Genomic DNA, 17,595 nt, shown 5'->3' with positions numbered 1-17,595 from the left:
GCCGGCGGACAGGCTGTGTCTGCGGCGCGCATGGGCATGTGCAACGGGTTGAGGTGGCGCTAGAGCGCTAACTTGGGTCGACAGCTTTGCATGGGATCAGAGTAGGCGCTGAAGCGCTAACTCGGGTCGACAAAGGAGAAAAACATTGCGGACGATGAGGCTACCGGCGTTTTCGTTCAGGGCAGGCCTGGGTTCGAGCGCAGCGACATGGGTGCTGTTGCAGCAGGTGTTGATGCGCGGGCTCGTTGCCGTCAAGTTTCTCGCGATCGGCCGCATTCTCGGACCGGAAGCGATCGGCAGCGTGAGCGTCGCGCTGCTCGCCGTCGCGATTGCGGAAGCCATGTCGGATACGGGCCTTTCGCAGGCGGTGATCCAGGGGCAGGCCGCGCCGTCACGCGATGAACTTGGCTCCGTCTGGACTACGCTAGCGACGCGCGGCCTGATCATCGGCGTGGCGCTCGTCGCGATCGCGCCGCTGATGAACAGCCAGTTCCATCTCGGCGGCGCGCTGCTGCTGTTGCAGCTCGCCGCGCTTTTGCCGCTGTTGCGCGGCATCGCGTCGCCCGCGTATTACGTCGTGCAGCGCGAGCGGCGCTTCCAGCATGTCGCGATCATCGAGGTGTCGGCGGCTTTCCTCGACTGCTGTTGCGGGCTGGCACTCGCGCTGGCGGGCGCGGGTGCGTACTCGGTGCTGCTCGGGATGATCGTCGGCGAGTCGCTGAAGACGACGCTCACGTGGATCACGATGAAACCGCGTCCGCCTATCCGCCTGCGCTGGTCGGGTATTGGCCACTACATTGGTTTTAGCCGCTGGATCTGGGCGGGCAGCGTCGTCAATCTGATCCTCAACCAGTTCGACAAGGTGGTGGTCGGCAAGCTGCTCGGGCCCGCGCAACTCGGTGCGTATCAGATGTCGTCGCGGCTCGCGCAGATGCTGCTCGCCGATGCCGCGATCGCGATGTCGCAGTACCTGTTTCCGACCTTCGCCGCGCGCCACCGCGCCGATCCGCATGCCGCCGCGCGGCTCTTCAGGCGCTATATCGGCGTGATCGCGCTCGGGCTGGTGGCGGTCGTGATCGTGCTGCGGCTTGCGGCGCACTGGCTCTTCGCGCTGATACTCGGCCCGGCCTGGCTGCCCGCCGTCCCGCTCTTCAAGATCTTCGTGATCAACATGGCGATCGGCGCGCTGATCGCGGTGCTGGTGTCATATCTGCGGGCCGTCGGCGACGCGAAGGCGACGACGCAGGCGTCGGTGATTCAGGTGTTCGTGCTGCTCGCATGCGTGCCGCCAGCGACGCATTACTGGGGCGTCACGGGTATCGCATGGGCGATGACGGTCGGCCTGAGTTCGGCGGCCGCGTGGATGATCTATCGCACCGCGAAGGTGATGTGATGCGGATACTTCATCTCGTGCTGGAGCCGCGTCTGTCGGGTGCCGAAGTGCTGGCGAAGGATCTCGCGATACATCAGCAGCGCGACGGCAGCGTGGTCGGCGTGACCGCGCTGATGCCCGAGCGGCCCGACTTCGCGCCGTTCACGCGCGAACTGACGAGCCACGGCGTCGAGTGCGTGTTTCCGGCCAGGCGCCCAAGCCTGCCTGGCAAACTGATGCATCTGGCGGGCGTGCTGCGGCGCTTTCGGCCCGACGTCGTGTTCGCACATGCGACGATCCCCGCGTTCTATGCGCGCGCGCTGCCGAGCAAGGTGCCCGTGATCTACGTGATGCATTCCGCCGTCAACGACTTCGAGCGCAAGCTGTTTCGCAACGTCGAGCGCGTGCTGTCGTCGCGGGCGAGGGCGGTGATCGGCGTGTCGCCCGCGAACCTGCGGGACTATACGGACTGCGTCGGCTCGCATCCGCTGTTGACGATGATCCCGAACGGCGTCGACATGTCACGCTTTGCATTCGACGACCGGCCGCGCTCAGGCGATACGCCGCCGCAGATCGTGCAGATCGGCCGGTACACGTCGGTGAAGAACCAGTTGCAGACGGTGCATGCGTTTCGCGAGGTCGCGGCGCAGGTGACGGATGTGCGGCTGCAGTTGTACGGCGTGGTCGAAGACCCGGCCTATCTGGCCGCGATCGAGGATCTGGTGAAGAAGCTCGGGCTCGAAGGCCGGGTGAGCGTGGATGGTCCGCATACGGACGTGAGCGGCGTGCTGCGCGCGTCGAATGTGTTCGCGATGCCGTCGCGTTCGGAAGGGCACAGCATTGCGTTTCTGGAGGCGTTGGCGTCGGGGATACCCGTCGTCGCGAGCACGATCACGCCGTTCCAGTTCGCGAAGACGCTGCCTTGCGTGCAACTCGTCGATACCGACGATACGGCCGCCTATGCCGCCGCGCTGCTGGGCGCGCTGGCGCAGCCTAAGGTGCCGAGGTCGCTGGCAGGCTTGACGCTGCAGGATACGGCGCAGCGCTATCTGGCCGTGGCGCAGCAGGTGATCGGCGCGCGGGCTTAGGTTTCCTGCTCGGGACGGGATGAAAAGGCGCCGCGTGGGCTTTGCTCGAGGCCTCGATCAAGGCTTCAGCGACGCGCGAACGATCTCGGCCAGCTTTCTGCCGAGGGTCGGCGAATTCAGCTGCTGATACTTCGAATAGGCGGCGGTGCTTGCCGCGCGCATCATTTCGGGCGACATAGTCCAGACCCGCCGCAGCGTTTCCGCGAGTGCATCGACACCGCCTTCGCGCGGATAGAAGAACCCCGTGCTGCCTTCTTCGACATAGCCCGGCTCGGGACCCATGTGCCGCTGCAGCTCGTCGTGAACGAGCGGCGGCAGGCTCAGCCCGAACATGTGGACCACGCTCAGGCCCGCTGCCCCCGGATAGCAGCCGATGCGGCAAAGCCGGCTGATCGCCGCGATGCGGCTTTCGTCGAACACCGGTCCGTACCAGATGACATAGTCGCGGTCGCCGTACACGCGCTTGAGCTGCGCGCCGTGCTTGCCGCCGCCGACCAGGTGCAGCGTGATCTGATGATCCTCGCTGCGCAGACGGCCGACGGCTTCGATCAGCGCGCCGACGTTCGAGTCGTCGCGCAGCCGTCCAAGGAACAGGATGCCCGTTTCCTTGCCCGACTTTTCGGCGGGATCGACGGTGTGTTCGACGGTCAGCGAGTTATCGGCCACGATCAGTTTCCCGGAAGGACAACCGACGCTTTCCAGTGAACGCTTGGACGCGTCGGTGTAGCAGATGTATTGCGTCGACAGCGCGACGGCGATCCGGTAGCACAGTGTGCGGATCACACCGACGTCGTCTTCGTGCCGGTACAGGCCCTGACCGTGGATCAGGACGGGAATGCGCATCGCGCGGCCGGCCATCAGCGCGAGCCAGAGCGACAGATAGCGGATGTCCGCGAATATCAGCACGGCAGCGGGGCGCTCGCGCACGATTCTTCCGACGACTTCCCGCTGCATGTTGATGCCCGGAGAGAAGAAGTGGCTGATGTGTGTTTCGACGAACTCCTCGCACGCGGGGTTCTCTCGCGAAAAGCCATTCGATTCCACCCCTGCCGAACTGGCAAAAAGCTTGACGGAAAAGAGCCGGTTCAGCGACTCGACGACTTCCATCCGATAGTGGGCGATCATCGGCTGCACGTAGAAGACGGTCCGCTTGTCGGCGGCCGCCGTGCTTTTTCCCAGCGACGCAGTACTCCAATCGGTAAGCAGTTTGTCGGTCACCGGATCAACCCTTTTCAGGTTAGAGATGCGCTGATGATTGAAGGTCGGTTGGATTATGCAGTAGACAATTCGCTTACGCGGATTAATTGGCTGAAATTGACTACGGAGAAGGGTTTATTGTCGGGAAAACACTATTCTTGCCGAATGGCGATTGAGATATGGCTGAAACGGTGCGTGCCGGTTATCGCAATGCATGCGTCTGGTGCAGGCCAGGCAAGGGTTTGAGGTGGAAATCGAATTGTTGGGTGTTGCGCAACGTCTACGCTGAAAACATATTGTTTGCCGGTGACATTCGGAATTAATTAAGGCTTTTTATTGGTTGTAAATGAAGTTGGACAATTGAATCTGTCCAGTAATTTTGGCGTAGCCTTAATGAAAATGAAACTCGCTGTGGGTAATTTTTTCGCGTGGGATGACGGCGTTTGCGCGTAGCGGGCAGGTGCGAATGCGTTAATCAGACGCGTTGGCGGCGACTGCAGAATGGCGGCAAGTCCTATTAGCATGACGAATTGGCCGCCGGAAATGAAAAGGGCTTAGCCGAAGCTAAGCCCTTGAATCTTTTGGTAGGCCGTACGGGATTCGAACCTGTGACCAACGGATTAAAAGTCCGCTGCTCTACCAGCTGAGCTAACGACCCAAAAGAGAAGCGGAATTATATCGGCCGAGCCAAAACGTGTCAACCGGCGCGGCCCGACCAACAAGCGATCCACGCAAAAGAAAAGCCCGGAACGATGAAGTCCCGGGCTTTCCGGCGAGAGGCGCGCGTATCGGTTATTGAAGCGTCGACACTGCGCGTTTTACTGCATTCAACACACCGACCTTGCAGACGCCCGGCTCATGCCGGACGCACAAACATCACTTGATCTGCGAGAGCTTGCTTTGCGCCGATTGCGCGACATCCGAGCCGCCGTACTGCGCGACGATCTGTTCGAGCGTCTTTTTCGCGGCGGCCTTCTGACCTTGTTCGAGCTGGTTGTTCGCGATAGCCAGCAGTGCTTCCGGCGCCCGCGGATGCTGCGGATACTTCTGCACGACGCCTTGCCACACAGCCGTCGAGCCCTTGTAGTCGCGCAGCGCGTAGAGCGCGTTGCCGAGCCAGTATTGCGCCGTAGGCTGATACGGGCTCTGCGGGTACTTCGCGATAAAGCTGCGGAACGACGTTGCCGCGTTCTTGAAGTCACCGCTGCGGAACTGCTGCGAAGCCGCGTTGAACGCGTCCGTTTCACCCGGCTGCACGGCGCCCTCGACGCCATCGACCGTCTGCTGCTGCGGCTCGAACTTCTTCAGACGACCGTCGAGGTCGGTGTAGTAGTCCTTCTGCTGCTTCTGCAACGTGGCGACCTGATTGGCGAGGTCCTCGTTCTGCCCGCGCAGCGTCGCGACCTGCTGGTTCAGCTGGTCGAGGCGATTGGACTGATCGAGGATCGTGCGTTGAGCCGCCGACAGCTGGCTCGACAGACTATCGGTCTTGGTGCGCAGATCGAGAATCGCCTGGCGAGCCTGATCGTCGTCGAACATGCCTGCGTGCGCGGGCAGGGCCATCATGGCCGTTCCCGCGACGCAGGCGGCTGCGGCCATGCGCAGCCAGGAGAAACGGGGCGTCATACGGCTTGTCACCTATTACTGTTGATAGACGAGGTCCGCGCGGCGGTTTTGCGCCCACGACGCTTCGTCATGACCCGTTGCCTGCGGCTTTTCCTTACCGAGGCTTACGGCTTCCATTTCCGAATCCGGAACGCCCAGCAGCGACAGCGAGCGGCGGACAGCTTCAGCACGCTTCTGGCCGAGTGCCAGGTTGTATTCGCTCGTGCCGCGCTCGTCGGTGTTGCCCTGGATCAGGACGTGACGTTGCGGATGGCTCTTCAGATACTGCGCGTGTTGCTGCAGCAGCGGCTGGTAGTCGTCCTTGACCGAGTAGCTGTCGAAGTCGAAATAGATGCTGCGCTTGGCCAGCGGGCTGTTCGGATCGTTCAACGGATCGACGTTCACCGTGGCGACATCGTTCGGGTTAGGCTGAGCGCCCGTCGCGCCACCCTTGTTGGCGTTTTCGTCGAGCTTGACGCCCGAATGACATGCAGCCAACGCGCCGACCATACCCACGGCAAACGCGATACGAAGTTTGGACATCATGCTTCACTCTCCTTGTGTGTTATTGCATAAACGGGCCCCAGGAAGGCTCGCGTACGATGCCTCCCTGAACGGACAGGACCTGCCGCGTCCGACCATCGGTCGATACTGCGGCCAACACGCCACGGCCGTTCACCTGAGTGGCGTAAAGAATGTACTGACCATTCGCCGCGAAGCTCGGCGATTCGTCGTGTGTTGTATCAGTGAGCGCCGTCGCGACGCCCGACTGCAGATCCTGGATATACAGTTTGAAGCCCCCGCCCGTGCGCGAGATGTATGCGAGCTGCTTGCCGTCCGGGCTCACGCGCGGACTCGTATTGTAGTTGCCCGTGAAGGTCACGCGCTGCGCGCCGCCTGCGGACTCGCCGCCGGCCGGCATTTTGTAGATCTGCGGCTGGCCGCCACGGTCGCTCGTGAAATAGATGGACTGGCCGTCAGGAGAGTACGACGGCTCGGTGTCGATCGCGCTGCCTTGCGTGAGGCGGCGCAGGCCGCTGCCGTCGGCATTGACGGCGAAAATCTGTGTGTTGCCGGTGCGCGACAGCGCGACGGCGAGCGTGCGGCCATCAGGCGACCAGGCGGGCGCGCTGTTGTTGCCCTTCTGGTCCGACACGACGACGCGGCGGCCCGTAGGCAGATCGTGGATGTAGACGATCGGTTTTTTCTTTTCGAACGACACATACGCGACCTTCGTGCCATCCGGCGACCACGCCGGCGAGATGATCGGCTCGGGGCTGGAGAGGGCGATGTGCGCGTCCTGGCCGTCCGAATCGGAAATCTGCAGCTGATAGCGGTTGCCCGTCTTGATCACGTACGACAGACGCGTTGCGAACACGCCGCGGCCGCCCATCAGCTTTGCATAGATGTAGTCGGCAACCTTGTGCGCGCTCATGCGCAGGCCGCTTTCCGGGCTGACCAGTTCGAGGCCGCCGAGGCTTTGCTGGTTGACGGTGTCGTACAGCTTGAAGCGCACCTGGTACTGGCCGTTTGGCAGCTTGGTGACGCTGCCCGCGACGAACGCATTCGCGCCCTTGGCCTTCCAGGCGCCGAGATCGACGGAATCGCCTTCCGAAACGGGCGCGCTGCCGGCGTCGATATTGGTGAATTTACCGCTGCGCTGAAGGTCCTGGCGGACGATCGTGCTGATCTGCTGGGGAGAATTGGCCTCGTTGGCAAAATTTGCCGTGGCGATCGGGAACTGGGTGGACCCGACGCCCGTCACGAGGACGTTGAGTTGTGCATGGGCGGCACCGCCGGCGGCGATCAGACACGATGCGACGAGCGCTCGCAGGCCTAGCTTGGTCATCAAACTCATTCTGTATAGGTTCCCCAAAAACGAATTGCTAACACTTCACGACTACAAACAGACCGACCTACGCAGATTTCGTTCCCGGTCCGCCCGCGACAGCGTGCGAATCGGAAACGCCTGCGTCAGGCGGCTGGACGCAGCGTGATCGTAAAACTGCCTGGCGTCTTGCCGTCGATGTCCTGAGGCATCGGATCCGACCGCTGGACGGCTCGCAGCGCGGCGTCGTCCCACGCCTGGTTCCCGCTGCTGCGGGTGACGGTCGCGCTCAGCAGCGTGCCCGTCGGCGAGCAGCGCACGGAGACGACCGTTTGCAGGCCCGACGTATCGCCCGACCAGATGATGTTCGGACGAACGCGGCGCTGGACCTTCTCTGCATAGCCCGGCGATGTCGCCGTGCCGCCCGCGCCGCTGCCCGTGCCGCTCTTCGCGAGACCGTTGCCCGTCGAGCCTTCGCCGCCTGCCACGCCCTGCAGCGCGGCAAGACGCTGACGGCGCTCGGCGTCGAGCTTCTTAGCGGCTTCGGCGGCCTGCGCGGCAGCCTTGGCCTTGGCGGCTTTCGCCGCGTCAGCCTTGGCCTGCGCGTCGGCTTGCGCCTGCTTCGCTTCCTGTTCCTTTTGCTGCTCCTTCTGCTCTTCCTGCTGCTTCTTCAACTGCTCCTGCTTCTGCTGGGCGAGTTGCTGCTGCTTGAGCTTGTCGGCCTGTTGCTGCTGTTGCTGTTTGAGCTTCGCTGCGGCGGCCGCTGCGGCCTGGTCGGCGGCGAGCTGCTGCTGGCGCTTCGCCTCGGCTTCCTGCTGAGCCTGCAGCTTCTGCTGACGCTGCTGCTCGGCGAGCTCGGCCTGACGCTGCGCTTCCTGCTGCTTGCGTTTCTTTTCCTGCAGCGCGATATCGGCCTGTTCGTCGTTGACCTGCGGCGCGGGCCTGACGGGCACGGGCGGCGGCACAACGGGGCGCGGCGCCGGTACGTCTGGCACTTCCGTCCACAGTTCGGCTTCGGCGCCCGCGGGCGTGCTGTTCTGCCAGTGAATGCCGTGATACAGGAAGAACCCCAGCAGCACGTGCATCACCGCGGCGAGCGCGAACGCGCGCCACGTGCCGCGCTCGCGCGGCGGTCGAAGCGGGTAGGCGTTTTTCTGTCGGCGGGTCATTGCGATTTGACGAGCAATCCAACGCGCTTGACGCCACGAGCCTTCAGGTCGGACATCACGTTCATCACGACTTCATACTTGACGGTTTTGTCGGCGGCAATCACGACGGGCTGGTCGGGATGCGACGCCTCACGGTCGGTGACGAAGCTGCGCAGATCGGCCTGCGTCATCGTCTCCTGTTGCGTCGCGCCCGCGTCGTCCTTGTACTTGACGTTCATGTTGCCGTCGGCCTTGATGTTGACGACGACGGGCGGCGTCTGCTGCTGCGGGGCGGCGCCACCGACAGTCGGCAGGTTCACGATCGACGGCGCCACGAGCGGGGCCGTCACCATGAAGATCACGAGCAGCACGAGCATCACGTCGATGTACGGGACGACGTTGATGTCGGCCATCGCGCGGCGCGAGCGGCTGCCGCGCATGCTGGAACGGGCTGAACCGGCCATCGTGGACTCCTTAATGGGCCTGACGTTGCAGGATGTTCGAGAACTCTTCGATGAAGGTTTCGAAGCGGATCGCGAGGCGGTCGATATCGTGCGCGTAGCGGTTGTAAGCGACCACGGCGGGGATCGCGGCGAACAGGCCGATGGCCGTTGCCGTCAGCGCTTCGGCGATGCCCGGCGCGACGTTCGCGAGGGTGGCCTGCTGGACGTTCGCGAGGCCGCGGAACGCGTTCATGATGCCCCACACCGTGCCGAACAGACCGATATACGGGCTGACCGAGCCGACCGATGCGAGGAACGCGAGATTGGCTTCGAGCACGTCCATTTCGCGCTGGAATGCGGCGCGCATGGCACGGCGCGCGCCGTCGAGAATCGCGCCCGGATCGTTGAGACGCTTTTCCTTGCCCTTCAGGAACTCACGCATGCCCGACTCGAAAATACGTTCGAGCGCGCCGATCGTGTGACGGTTGTTCGCGGCGCTCTGATACAGCGCCTGCAGGTCGCCGCCCGACCAGAAATCGCGTTCGAAGCGTTCAGTCTGCGCCCGTGCGCGGCGAATCGCAAACCACTTGCGGAAGATGAAAGTCCACGACATCAGCGACAGCAGCAACAGCAGCGCCATCACTGCCTGCGCCAGCAGGCTCGCATTGAGAACGAGGGAAATGATCGACAGATCTTGTGTAGTGTTCATAGAGGTTCGTTGTAACGTCCCGGGTGGGGCGTCCGGCTGCAAGGTGAGTCGAAGCGTTCGGTTGGCATTCAGTTGGCAAACCGGAAGCTTCGGCGGGTTCTTCGCCGAACCATGCTTGGTCTTGTTGTGACCGTTACGAGTTCACTGTCCAGCTAACAACGACGCTCAAATACTCGTCGTTGACACGCTGGGGCCCGGTTCGCGCCGCAACGCGGCGTGAACCGGCGGAGGAATGGCGGCCGGCTTCATCGATTGCGAGTCGACACAGCCGACGCGGATCGTGCCCGTCGCCAGCAGCGTATCGTCGCGCCAGGCTTCCTGAGCGAAATCCACCGATGCGCGGCCGAGCCGCTCGATCCGGCTGACGATGCGCAGCATGTCGTCGAGCCGGGCAGGCGCGCGATAGTCGAGCGCAGTGCTGCGCACGACAAAGAGCGCGCCCGATTCTTCGGCCAGCTTGCGTTGATCGACGCCGCACGCGCGCAGCCATTCGGTGCGCGCGCGCTCGAAAAATTTCAGGTAGTTCGCGTAAAACACGATGCCGCCGGCATCGGTGTCTTCGTAATACACGCGAATCGGCCAGATAAAGCCGATTTCCGCGCCGGACTGACTGTCAGACATATTCATGGCGCGCATTTTACCGGAACGCAAAAGCGCGCCGCATTTTTGGGCACTTTCGTGTCCGGTTGTGCTCGGCCTGCACGACGGGCGTCGCGTCGCTGCTACACGATCCGGCCGACGCGGCGCGCCCGTGAAACCTAGCCGCGGTGGATGTTCAGGCCCGCAAACGACTGCGCGACAGGCATCAGTTCGATCGTATTGATGTTGACGTGCGCGGGGCGCGTCGCGATCCAGTAGATCGAATCGGCGATGTCTTCGGCCGTGAGCGGCTGGACGTTCTGATAGACGCCCGCAGCCTTCTCGTCGTCGCCGCGGAAACGCACGTTCGAAAACTCGGTGCCGCCGCACAGGCCCGGCTCGATGTCCGTCACGCGAACGGGCGTGCCGTGCAGGTCGGCGCGCAGGTTCAGGCTGAACTGGCGCACGAACGCCTTGGTCGCGCCGTACACGTTGCCGCCAGGATACGGGTACATGGCTGCCACCGACCCCAGATTGAACACATGCCCGCGACTGCGCTCGATCATGCCCGGCAGGAAGGCGCGCGTGACCTGCACGAGACCCATGCAGTTGGTGTCGATCATCGTCGTCCAGTCGTCGAGCACGGCGCGCTGGGCGGGCTCAAGGCCGAGCGCGAGGCCGGCGTTGTTGACGAGCACGTCGACGGCGGCAAAGTCGGCGGGCAGCGCGTTGGGGACGGCTTCGACGGCTGCGCGGTCGCGCACATCCAGTTCGAAGGGCAGAAGGTTTTCGCCGAGCTCGTCGGCGAGCGCCTGCAGGCGATCCTTGCGGCGCGCGGTCGCGACCACGCGATGGCCGCCCTTGACGAAAGCCCTGGCGATAGCGGCGCCGAACCCTGCGGACGCGCCTGTGACGAACACGATCATTGCTGTTCCCTGGTCGGTGGAGAAAGGCCACAAGCCTACTTCCAATGCGGCAATGCGGCAAGAATGACCCCGCCGCGCGAAGGCACGTTCAGGCGGGCCGCCGGGCGGCCACTGCCACGGCAGGCCGGGGCTTCTGGCCGCCGTGGCGGCGCGCCGGCCGGCGCGGTTGCCTCGGTTGCCTATTCGACCCGGTTCCAATAAACTAACGCGCTCACCCCTGCGTGACTGGCGATAGAACCCCATGCTGTCAAGCCTGACGGGTTCAAGGTGGAGCGTCCCACCGTGAAGCGCAGGGTGCCGTTTTGCCGTTCGCCTGGGCAGCCATGTTTCGCGCGCGCCGTCGTTTGCGCTGCCGGTGGTTGTCCTGACTCGCGTGTGCGGCACCTCCTTCATACGCCGCGTCAAGGCTCCCACCATCAGCGGTGGCCAGCAGTGCTGCGTACCCAATACGCTCCCGGCACACGACCTGCGCACGATCCGGTCAACCTGAACACACTTAACGGAACCAGCATGTTTGACAAAGCCCAAAGCACCATCGCCAATGTCGATCCGGAAATCTGGAAGGCAATCCAGGACGAAGACCGCCGTCAGGAAGAGCACATCGAACTGATCGCGTCGGAAAACTACACGAGCCCGGCGGTGATGGCCGCACAGGGCTCGCAGCTCACCAACAAGTACGCCGAAGGCTACCCGGGCAAGCGCTACTACGGCGGCTGCGAATACGTCGACGTCGTCGAACAACTGGCGATCGACCGCGTGAAGCAGCTGTTCGGCGCCGAAGCCGCGAATGTCCAGCCGAACTCGGGCTCGCAGGCGAACCAGGGCGTGTTCTTCGCGATGCTCAAGCCGGGCGACACGATCATGGGCATGAGCCTCGCACACGGCGGCCATTTGACGCACGGCTCGCCCGTCAACATGTCGGGCAAGTGGTTCAACGTCGTCAGCTACGGCCTGAACGAAGCCGAAGACATCGACTACGACGCAGCCGAGAAGCTGGCTCAGGAACACAAGCCGAAGATCATCGTCGCGGGCGCATCGGCGTTCGCGCTGCGTATCGACTTCGAGCGTCTGTCGAAGATCGCGAAATCGGTTGGCGCGTACCTGATGGTCGACATGGCTCACTATGCTGGCCTGATCGCAGCGGGCGTGTACCCGAATCCGGTGCCGTTCGCCGACTTCGTCACGACGACCACGCACAAGAGCCTGCGCGGCCCGCGCGGCGGCGTGATCCTGATGAAGGCGGAGTTCGAGAAGCAGATCAACTCGGCCATTTTCCCGGGCATCCAGGGCGGTCCGCTGATGCACGTGATCGCGGGCAAGGCTGTTGCGTTCAAGGAAGCACTGGCGCCGGAATTCAAGGAATACCAGCAGCACGTGGTCGACAACGCGCGCGTGCTGGCTGAAACGCTCGTCAAGCGGGGCCTGCGCATCGTGTCGGGCCGTACGGAAAGCCACGTGATGCTGGTCGACCTGCGCGCGAAGAAGATCACGGGTAAGGCAGCGGAAGCGGCACTGGGCGCGGCGCACATCACCGTGAACAAGAACGCGATTCCGAACGACCCGGAAAAGCCGTTCGTGACGAGCGGCATCCGCCTCGGTTCGCCCGCCATGACGACGCGTGGCTTCGGCACGAAGGAAGCCGAGCAGGTCGGCAACCTGATCGCCGACGTGCTGGACAACCCGGAAGACACGGCCACGATCGAGCGCGTGCGCGCGCAGGTCGCCGAGTTGACCCAACGCTTCCCGGTCTACCGCTAAGCCGCCATGCGCTGCCCCTTCTGCCGGCATGACGATACACAGGTCGTCGACTCGCGTGTGTCCGAGGACGGCGCAGCGATCCGGCGCCGCCGGCGCTGCCCGGCCTGCGACAAGCGTTTCACGACGTACGAGCGGGTCGAGCTGGCGTTGCCCTCGGTCGTCAAGAAGGATGGCAGCCGCACGGAGTTCGATCGCCGCAAGATCGTGGCGAGCATGCAACTGGCGCTGCGCAAGCGTCCAGTTGCTGCCGACGCCATCGACGCCGCCGCGTCGCGCATCGAGTATCAGTTGCTCGGCAGCGGCGAGCGCGAAGTACGCAGCGAGCGTCTGGGCGAGCTCGTGATGAACGAACTGCGCGCATTGGACACCATCGCGTACGTGCGCTTTGCTTCCGTGTACCGGCGTTTCGAAGACGTCTCCGAGTTCGAGGACGTCATTGAAGAGTTTCGCCGGATGAACGCTCCGGCCGCGCCCGCGAAGCCTTCCCGCAAGCGCTGATTTTTCGCGCATCCGCATTCTCTCTCCCTGAAGTTCTGCCGCGAATTCACTTGATGCACGGACATTCTCGTGCAGGGATTCGTGCGTCCGCCACCTGGCCATCCGGCTAATTGTGGGAGCGGTTGCGCATCGTTAGAGTCGTCGCATTCTTGGCGGAAATCGAGGAATGCTGATGAAACGAAACGCTCATACGCGGCGCGTGTGCCGCGGGTTCACGCTGTTTGAAACGCTCGTCGTGATCGCGTTGCTCGCGATCGTCGCGACGTTGACGGTGCCGTCGTTCGTTGCGTGGCGCGTACGCGATCAGGTCGACGCGCGCGCCCGCGCGCTGTTGTCCACACTCAGTTACGCGCGCGGCGAGGCATTGCGGCGCGGCGCGCGCGTGACCGTGTGCCGCATCGATGCCGCGCGGCGTTGTCTTGCGGCGGGACAGCCGTGCAAAACGGGTGTCGTCGACTGGTCTTGTGGATGGGCCGTCATGATCGAGCGTGGCGGCGGCTTCTATCCGTTGCGCGCGCAGCCCGATCTTGCGCCCGTCAGCATCGTTGGCGCGCTCACCAATCTCACTTTCACGCCACCCGCGGGCCAGGCCAACGGCAGCTTTCGCAGCTTCGATATCGGCCCGCGTGTCGAATCGAAGGCGACGCAGGGTAAGGACTGGCGACGCTGCATCCGCATCGCGGCGGGTGGGCGGGCGCGCATCGTCGACGGCGCGTGCGGAGCGGCGGCATGACGCGCGCTCGTCTTGTCTCGCAGCGCGGTCAGAGCTTGCTTGAAGTGCTCGTCGCGGTGGCTGTCACGGCCGTCACCGTGCTTGGTCTAGTCGCCGTGCAATTGTCGATTGCGCGAGACGCGCGTGCCATTTCTTATCGCGCGCAGGCTGCGCTCGTCGCCGATGCGATCGCCGAGGCGGCGCGCGCGCCGAATCCCAACGACGCGGCGATCTCGCAATGGAGAGCGCGTGCAGCGAATCTGCTGCCGAAGGGTGATGCGGGCACTAGTGGCGGTGGCGCCGATCTTTCCTTTGCCCGCGCGACATGGGCCTGGCGGGACAACATGCCGCGCAACGCGTCGAATCCGGGCGACATGATCGACATGCCTGCATCGTGCGGCGATGCGGACGCGCCGCAAGACGTTTAATGCGTCGCGATGGCGTTTTCCCGGTGAAGTCGCCTGCTCCCTTCACGCGTGCATGTAGCCGACGCGTGGACTTCGGCCACACGCTCCTCGAGATGACGATAGCGATGGCGCTTGGCCTGATCGTGACCGCAGGCGCGGTGTCGCTTTACCGCTCGCAGCGAATCGCCTTCACGCAGGCCGCAGACGCAGCGCAGATCCACGATGCGGGCATGACCGCGTTGACGTTAATTGGCGAACAGTTACAGATGGCAGGCTTCGTTCCCGCCGACATGCCCGGCACGTATACAGCGCGCCCTCGCCTGTTCGGCTGCTCGGGCGGAAGGCCGATCGGCGCCGATGACAGCCTGACCTGTGAATCGCTCGCGACGCATTCGGATGGTGTCGCGGTGCGCTACGTGGCCGATAGCGTTTCGACGTGGCCATCCACGGCAGGACTCGCGACCGACTGTCTCGGGCAGGGCGTCACGAAGACGGACGCCGATGCGCCGGGCGTATCCGTCGTGAACCGCTTCTATGCGAAGGCCAGCGGCTCGACGGGCGAGCCCGAGCTGTACTGCGAAGGAACGGGGAAGGCCAATTCGTCGCAGCCGCTTGTCGAAGGTGTCGAGCGCGTGCGTTTGCGGTATTGGCTTGTGGCTGCATCCTCTGCGATGGACGCGGCGCAGTTGTTGCCCGCGCAATGGGCCAATGTCGTCGCCGTCGACGTATGCGTGCTCGTTCGAGGCGCGCCGCAGACGCTCCAGTCGCGCTATCTCGATTGCGAAGGCGTGTCCGCGCTCAGTGTCGATGCGCGCGTAAGGCGGGCGTTCTGGCGGCGCGTCGCGATACGCAACAACGAGGGGCGCGCAGCGTGATCTCTTCGCCGTGCAGACACAAACGACGGTTGCACCGGCATGCACACGATCGGGGCATTGCGCTGCCCGTCGTGCTGCTGATCGCGGCAATGATGCTCGCGACCTCGGCTGCGTGGTTCGAGCAATCGGTGGCGGCCGCGCGAAACGCGGCGGGTATGGCCGACCATCTGATCGCGCTGCACGCAGCGGACTCGGCTCTGTCGACATGCGCGCGCAATGTCGTCAACGGTGCGCTTGCGGGCATGCCGGGCATGTCGGGCGTCGGCGGCGAGCCCGTCGGCTGGAAATCGCAAACGACCTTCGAAGCCAATGCAATCGCGCCATTCGCATGGTGGCCGACCTCGCTGTCGTTTCGCGCACCGCAATGCCTGATCGAAAAGTGGCAGCTGACGAACCGCGCAAGCGCGCAAACCTGGCTCGTCACCGCAAGAGGCTACGGGCGCAAGGTGGATTCGCAGATGTGGCTGCAACTTCAGTTGGTGGTCGAAGGCAGCACGATCGAAAAACACTGGCGACGCGTTGCTGCGCGCCCTTTTTGAGTACACATCCCGTCATGACCGTTGCAATGAAGACCAATGATCGCGCTTTTTCGCTACTCGAACTGATCGTCGCGCTAGCGATTGCGGCGACGCTGGCCGCCTTCACGATCCCGTCATATCACGGCCATATCGCAAAAGCGCACAGAACGGACGCAGCGTCCGCGCTCTATCGCGCGGCGCAGTTCGCGGAATCTGCCGCCCATGTGGATGGCGCGCCGTTGCCGTCCGGTCTCGATCAGGCGCCGCAGGGCGGGAGGGCGGTGTATCGGCTGCGCATGTTGCCTGCCGACGATTCGAACGGTGGCTACGCGCTTGAGGCGCAGCCATTGGAGAACGGTCCGATGGCAGAGGACGCGTGCGGCACGTTCATACTCGACGCGACAGGCTCAAAGTCGAACAGAAACGCCGCGATCGCTGACCCCGACGATTGCTGGAGCGCGCGTTAGACGATGAGGTGATCTTCGAAACGCGCCCGATCAGGGCGGGCTCATATCGGCATCGCCAGACGCGGCAGCCGACGTCCCCGGCTTGCGCGATTCGCGCTTCACCTGCTGATAGATGCGATACGCCTCCCACGCGGCAAGGCCAACGCTGCCCCACTTGAGCACGGGCTTCGCGGTCCCGACCACGGTGGCGCGGAGCGGCTTCGCGAGCAGCAGCGAGACGATCGAACTGATCAGCGGGTATTCCTTGAGTAGCGCGCCGATCCCTGCCGACGCGCCGCGCCGGCGTCCCCAAGGCATCCCTCCGGCGAAGCCCGGCACGATGAACTTGAGCCAGCTGAAATGCGTGACGGCGTTGCGCAGGTCGAGCGTTGCCTGCGCGAGTTCCATGCGCTCGACGTCCGCGCGCACGATCAGCAGTTCCTTGCGCAGCGCGCGCAGATGTGGCGCGCTCAAGTCTTTGGCGGTCGGTCGGCGGCTGCGGAATGCGTTCTCGGAATGGACCTGACTCATGGTTGATCGATGGCAATGGACAGCGAAAAAAGCTGCGCTGCGTTCAGCGTTTGCGGAAAATCTCGCGGTCTTTCTCGAATTCGTTGAGCGTGGCTTCGAAGATCATCGGCGAGTTGTGCAAGCCGCTGCGCGCCCGCAGCGCAAAGCCGATCGCCGCGATCGCGTAGACGATCGTGATGCCCGCGAGCGACTGCCACCGGTAAGTGTCCCAGAAGGCAATCGCGATCAGCGCAGTCAGCGCGATCAGCGCCATCGTTGCGAGCATCATCGCGGCCAGGCCCATGAACAGCACCATCAGCAGCCGGTCTTTTTCTTCGGCCAGCTCGATGCCGATCAGTTCGAGCCGCGTCTGCAGGATCGAAAAGAACGAACTGAGAATGCGCCGCAATGGCCCGCGGTCCCCGCTCTGCGTTTGTGTATCGATCATGGCTTCAGCGTATTGCGCGCGAGGATGCGCGAAGAAGGTGCGGACAGGGCGCGTGCGCCCGTCCGCCTGTTAGCGAAGCGCGCCGGCCGCTCGACCTCGCGGCAGGCTGCTTCACGCGCGCTTTCACGCGCGTTACTTACGATTGATCAGCAGGCCCACCAGCACGCCGACGCCGGCTGCAATGCCAATCGATGCCCACGGATGTTCGTGGACATAGTCGTCGGTGGCCCGCGCGGCCTTCTTGCCTTTCTCGACGACTACGACCTGCACGTCGGCTGCCTTTTCCTTCGCCTGCTTGAGACGCGAGAGCGCCGTCTCGCGCAGTTCAGAAGCGCGTTCGCCAGTGGCGCTCGCGGCCTGCTTCAGCAGATCTTCCGCGTCTGCGAGTACGGTTTTGATATCCGACATCAATCTCTCCTTGTTGACTTCCGACATTGACTGCTCCCTTCGTGCGCACGCTACGCGTGAATCGTAAACCATAGAAACGGCCGCTGGCGAGCCAGCAGACCTTACGACTGACCGTGCGTC

The 17,595-nt window shown here is 63.8% G+C and carries 21 protein-coding genes, 1 tRNA gene and 1 riboswitch; of the genes, 9 read left to right on the top strand and 13 right to left on the bottom strand.

Annotated elements, in window-relative coordinates; translation table 11 throughout:
• The first annotated feature begins 145 nt into the window (after positions 1-145).
• Together BLT65_RS19055 and BLT65_RS19050 are read left to right on the top strand one after the other, a co-directional pair.
• Positions 146-1,393, top strand: a complete 1,248-nt coding sequence (locus BLT65_RS19055; protein WP_091779929.1) for an oligosaccharide flippase family protein — start codon at positions 146-148, stop codon at positions 1,391-1,393.
• The gene (locus BLT65_RS19050; RefSeq protein WP_091780224.1) at positions 1,393-2,460 is read left to right on the top strand and encodes a glycosyltransferase; all 1,068 of its coding nucleotides are present in this window, start codon (positions 1,393-1,395) and stop codon (positions 2,458-2,460) included. Before BLT65_RS19055 ends, BLT65_RS19050 begins: the two co-directional genes overlap by 1 nt.
• Positions 2,461-2,517: 57 nt before the next feature.
• On the opposite strand, the gene BLT65_RS19045 is transcribed toward BLT65_RS19050, so the two are convergent.
• The 10 genes from BLT65_RS19045 to ydfG form a co-directional block, all read right to left on the bottom strand.
• Positions 2,518-3,678, bottom strand: a complete 1,161-nt coding sequence (locus BLT65_RS19045) for a glycosyltransferase (RefSeq protein ID WP_091779926.1) — start codon at positions 3,676-3,678, stop codon at positions 2,518-2,520.
• A gap of 561 nt (positions 3,679-4,239) precedes the next feature.
• Positions 4,240-4,315 (bottom strand) — tRNA-Lys (locus tag BLT65_RS19040).
• Between the two features lie 218 nt (positions 4,316-4,533).
• Complete coding sequence (gene ybgF, locus BLT65_RS19035; protein ID WP_042310670.1) at positions 4,534-5,283, bottom strand: tol-pal system protein YbgF; 750 nt, start codon at positions 5,281-5,283, stop codon at positions 4,534-4,536.
• Between the two features lie 15 nt (positions 5,284-5,298).
• Positions 5,299-5,808 (bottom strand): peptidoglycan-associated lipoprotein Pal, encoded by a 510-nt coding sequence (gene pal / locus BLT65_RS19030; protein ID WP_007584951.1) that lies wholly within the window; start codon positions 5,806-5,808, stop codon positions 5,299-5,301.
• 19 nt (positions 5,809-5,827) lie between these two features.
• The gene (gene tolB / locus BLT65_RS19025; RefSeq protein WP_036002953.1) at positions 5,828-7,120 is read right to left on the bottom strand and encodes a Tol-Pal system beta propeller repeat protein TolB; all 1,293 of its coding nucleotides are present in this window, start codon (positions 7,118-7,120) and stop codon (positions 5,828-5,830) included.
• Positions 7,121-7,236: 116 nt separating this feature from the next.
• Complete coding sequence (gene tolA, locus BLT65_RS19020; RefSeq protein ID WP_091779923.1) at positions 7,237-8,259, bottom strand: cell envelope integrity protein TolA; 1,023 nt, start codon at positions 8,257-8,259, stop codon at positions 7,237-7,239.
• The gene (tolR, locus tag BLT65_RS19015; RefSeq protein ID WP_042310674.1) at positions 8,256-8,702 is read right to left on the bottom strand and encodes a protein TolR; all 447 of its coding nucleotides are present in this window, start codon (positions 8,700-8,702) and stop codon (positions 8,256-8,258) included. The genes tolA and tolR overlap by 4 nt, the downstream gene beginning before the upstream one ends.
• Positions 8,703-8,712: 10 nt before the next feature.
• Positions 8,713-9,390 carry a protein TolQ gene (tolQ, locus tag BLT65_RS19010; protein WP_007584943.1) on the bottom strand — a complete coding sequence of 226 codons (678 nt, stop codon included), beginning with the start codon at positions 9,388-9,390 and terminating at the stop codon, positions 8,713-8,715.
• Positions 9,391-9,555: 165 nt separating this feature from the next.
• Complete coding sequence (ybgC, locus tag BLT65_RS19005) at positions 9,556-10,026, bottom strand: tol-pal system-associated acyl-CoA thioesterase (protein WP_042310676.1); 471 nt, start codon at positions 10,024-10,026, stop codon at positions 9,556-9,558.
• Positions 10,027-10,148: 122 nt separating this feature from the next.
• Positions 10,149-10,895: a bifunctional NADP-dependent 3-hydroxy acid dehydrogenase/3-hydroxypropionate dehydrogenase YdfG gene (gene ydfG / locus BLT65_RS19000; protein ID WP_007584934.1), complete on the bottom strand. Its 747-nt coding sequence runs from the start codon at positions 10,893-10,895 to the stop codon at positions 10,149-10,151.
• 211 nt (positions 10,896-11,106) lie between these two features.
• A riboswitch (ZMP/ZTP riboswitch) is annotated at positions 11,107-11,221 on the top strand.
• Positions 11,222-11,405: 184 nt separating this feature from the next.
• Here ydfG and glyA point away from each other — a divergent pair.
• From glyA to BLT65_RS18965, 7 genes are all read left to right on the top strand, one after another.
• Positions 11,406-12,653 (top strand): serine hydroxymethyltransferase, encoded by a 1,248-nt coding sequence (gene glyA, locus BLT65_RS18995; RefSeq protein WP_036002965.1) that lies wholly within the window; start codon positions 11,406-11,408, stop codon positions 12,651-12,653.
• 6 nt (positions 12,654-12,659) lie between these two features.
• Complete coding sequence (nrdR, locus tag BLT65_RS18990) at positions 12,660-13,151, top strand: transcriptional regulator NrdR (protein ID WP_007584925.1); 492 nt, start codon at positions 12,660-12,662, stop codon at positions 13,149-13,151.
• Between the two features lie 172 nt (positions 13,152-13,323).
• Positions 13,324-13,884, top strand: coding sequence for a GspH/FimT family pseudopilin (locus tag BLT65_RS18985; RefSeq protein ID WP_208545780.1), 561 nt, complete (start codon positions 13,324-13,326; stop codon positions 13,882-13,884).
• Positions 13,881-14,291, top strand: coding sequence for a prepilin-type N-terminal cleavage/methylation domain-containing protein (locus BLT65_RS18980; protein ID WP_091779918.1), 411 nt, complete (start codon positions 13,881-13,883; stop codon positions 14,289-14,291). The genes BLT65_RS18985 and BLT65_RS18980 overlap by 4 nt, the downstream gene beginning before the upstream one ends.
• A gap of 92 nt (positions 14,292-14,383) precedes the next feature.
• A complete protein-coding gene (locus BLT65_RS18975) occupies positions 14,384-15,145 on the top strand; it encodes a PilW family protein (RefSeq protein WP_244186532.1) in 762 nt (253 codons plus the stop codon).
• A 29-nt stretch (positions 15,146-15,174) separates the two neighbouring features.
• Complete coding sequence (locus BLT65_RS18970) at positions 15,175-15,684, top strand: pilus assembly PilX family protein (RefSeq protein WP_244186529.1); 510 nt, start codon at positions 15,175-15,177, stop codon at positions 15,682-15,684.
• A 26-nt stretch (positions 15,685-15,710) separates the two neighbouring features.
• Complete coding sequence (locus tag BLT65_RS18965; RefSeq protein ID WP_091780221.1) at positions 15,711-16,130, top strand: type IV pilin protein; 420 nt, start codon at positions 15,711-15,713, stop codon at positions 16,128-16,130.
• 30 nt (positions 16,131-16,160) lie between these two features.
• On the opposite strand, the gene BLT65_RS18960 is transcribed toward BLT65_RS18965, so the two are convergent.
• From BLT65_RS18960 to BLT65_RS18950, 3 genes are all read right to left on the bottom strand, one after another.
• Positions 16,161-16,640 (bottom strand): DUF3318 domain-containing protein, encoded by a 480-nt coding sequence (locus tag BLT65_RS18960; protein ID WP_042310686.1) that lies wholly within the window; start codon positions 16,638-16,640, stop codon positions 16,161-16,163.
• 43 nt (positions 16,641-16,683) lie between these two features.
• On the bottom strand, positions 16,684-17,067 hold the full coding sequence (locus tag BLT65_RS18955) for a phage holin family protein (protein ID WP_091779912.1): 384 nt from the start codon (positions 17,065-17,067) through the stop codon (positions 16,684-16,686).
• A gap of 132 nt (positions 17,068-17,199) precedes the next feature.
• Positions 17,200-17,502, bottom strand: a complete 303-nt coding sequence (locus BLT65_RS18950) for an ElaB/YgaM/YqjD family protein (protein WP_007584918.1) — start codon at positions 17,500-17,502, stop codon at positions 17,200-17,202.
• Positions 17,503-17,595: the final 93 nt, after the last annotated feature.

This window comes from Paraburkholderia steynii (assembly GCF_900100565.1).
Taxonomy (GTDB): Bacteria; Pseudomonadota; Gammaproteobacteria; order Burkholderiales; family Burkholderiaceae; genus Paraburkholderia; species Paraburkholderia terrae.
The sequence above is the reverse complement of the archived record's forward strand: the minus strand, read 5'-3'. Positions and strand labels throughout refer to the sequence as shown.

Bases quoted from the DNA above. Each gene is read 5' to 3' on its own strand.
- BLT65_RS19050 (WP_091780224.1), top strand. From the start codon at position 1,393: ATGCGGATACTTCATCTCGTGCTGGAGCCGCGTCTGTCGGGTGCCGAA.
- ybgF (WP_042310670.1), bottom strand. From the start codon at position 5,283: ATGACGCCCCGTTTCTCCTGGCTGCGCATGGCCGCAGCCGCCTGCGTC.
- pal (WP_007584951.1), bottom strand. From the start codon at position 5,808: ATGATGTCCAAACTTCGTATCGCGTTTGCCGTGGGTATGGTCGGCGCG.
- tolB (WP_036002953.1), bottom strand. From the start codon at position 7,120: ATGAGTTTGATGACCAAGCTAGGCCTGCGAGCGCTCGTCGCATCGTGT.
- tolA (WP_091779923.1), bottom strand. From the start codon at position 8,259: ATGACCCGCCGACAGAAAAACGCCTACCCGCTTCGACCGCCGCGCGAG.
- tolR (WP_042310674.1), bottom strand. From the start codon at position 8,702: ATGGCCGGTTCAGCCCGTTCCAGCATGCGCGGCAGCCGCTCGCGCCGC.
- tolQ (WP_007584943.1), bottom strand. From the start codon at position 9,390: ATGAACACTACACAAGATCTGTCGATCATTTCCCTCGTTCTCAATGCG.
- ybgC (WP_042310676.1), bottom strand. From the start codon at position 10,026: ATGCGCGCCATGAATATGTCTGACAGTCAGTCCGGCGCGGAAATCGGC.
- ydfG (WP_007584934.1), bottom strand. From the start codon at position 10,895: ATGATCGTGTTCGTCACAGGCGCGTCCGCAGGGTTCGGCGCCGCTATC.
- glyA (WP_036002965.1), top strand. From the start codon at position 11,406: ATGTTTGACAAAGCCCAAAGCACCATCGCCAATGTCGATCCGGAAATC.
- nrdR (WP_007584925.1), top strand. From the start codon at position 12,660: ATGCGCTGCCCCTTCTGCCGGCATGACGATACACAGGTCGTCGACTCG.
- BLT65_RS18985 (WP_208545780.1), top strand. From the start codon at position 13,324: ATGAAACGAAACGCTCATACGCGGCGCGTGTGCCGCGGGTTCACGCTG.
- BLT65_RS18980 (WP_091779918.1), top strand. From the start codon at position 13,881: ATGACGCGCGCTCGTCTTGTCTCGCAGCGCGGTCAGAGCTTGCTTGAA.
- BLT65_RS18975 (WP_244186532.1), top strand. From the start codon at position 14,384: ATGACGATAGCGATGGCGCTTGGCCTGATCGTGACCGCAGGCGCGGTG.
- BLT65_RS18965 (WP_091780221.1), top strand. From the start codon at position 15,711: ATGAAGACCAATGATCGCGCTTTTTCGCTACTCGAACTGATCGTCGCG.
- BLT65_RS18960 (WP_042310686.1), bottom strand. From the start codon at position 16,640: ATGAGTCAGGTCCATTCCGAGAACGCATTCCGCAGCCGCCGACCGACC.
- BLT65_RS18955 (WP_091779912.1), bottom strand. From the start codon at position 17,067: ATGATCGATACACAAACGCAGAGCGGGGACCGCGGGCCATTGCGGCGC.
- BLT65_RS18950 (WP_007584918.1), bottom strand. From the start codon at position 17,502: ATGTCGGAAGTCAACAAGGAGAGATTGATGTCGGATATCAAAACCGTA.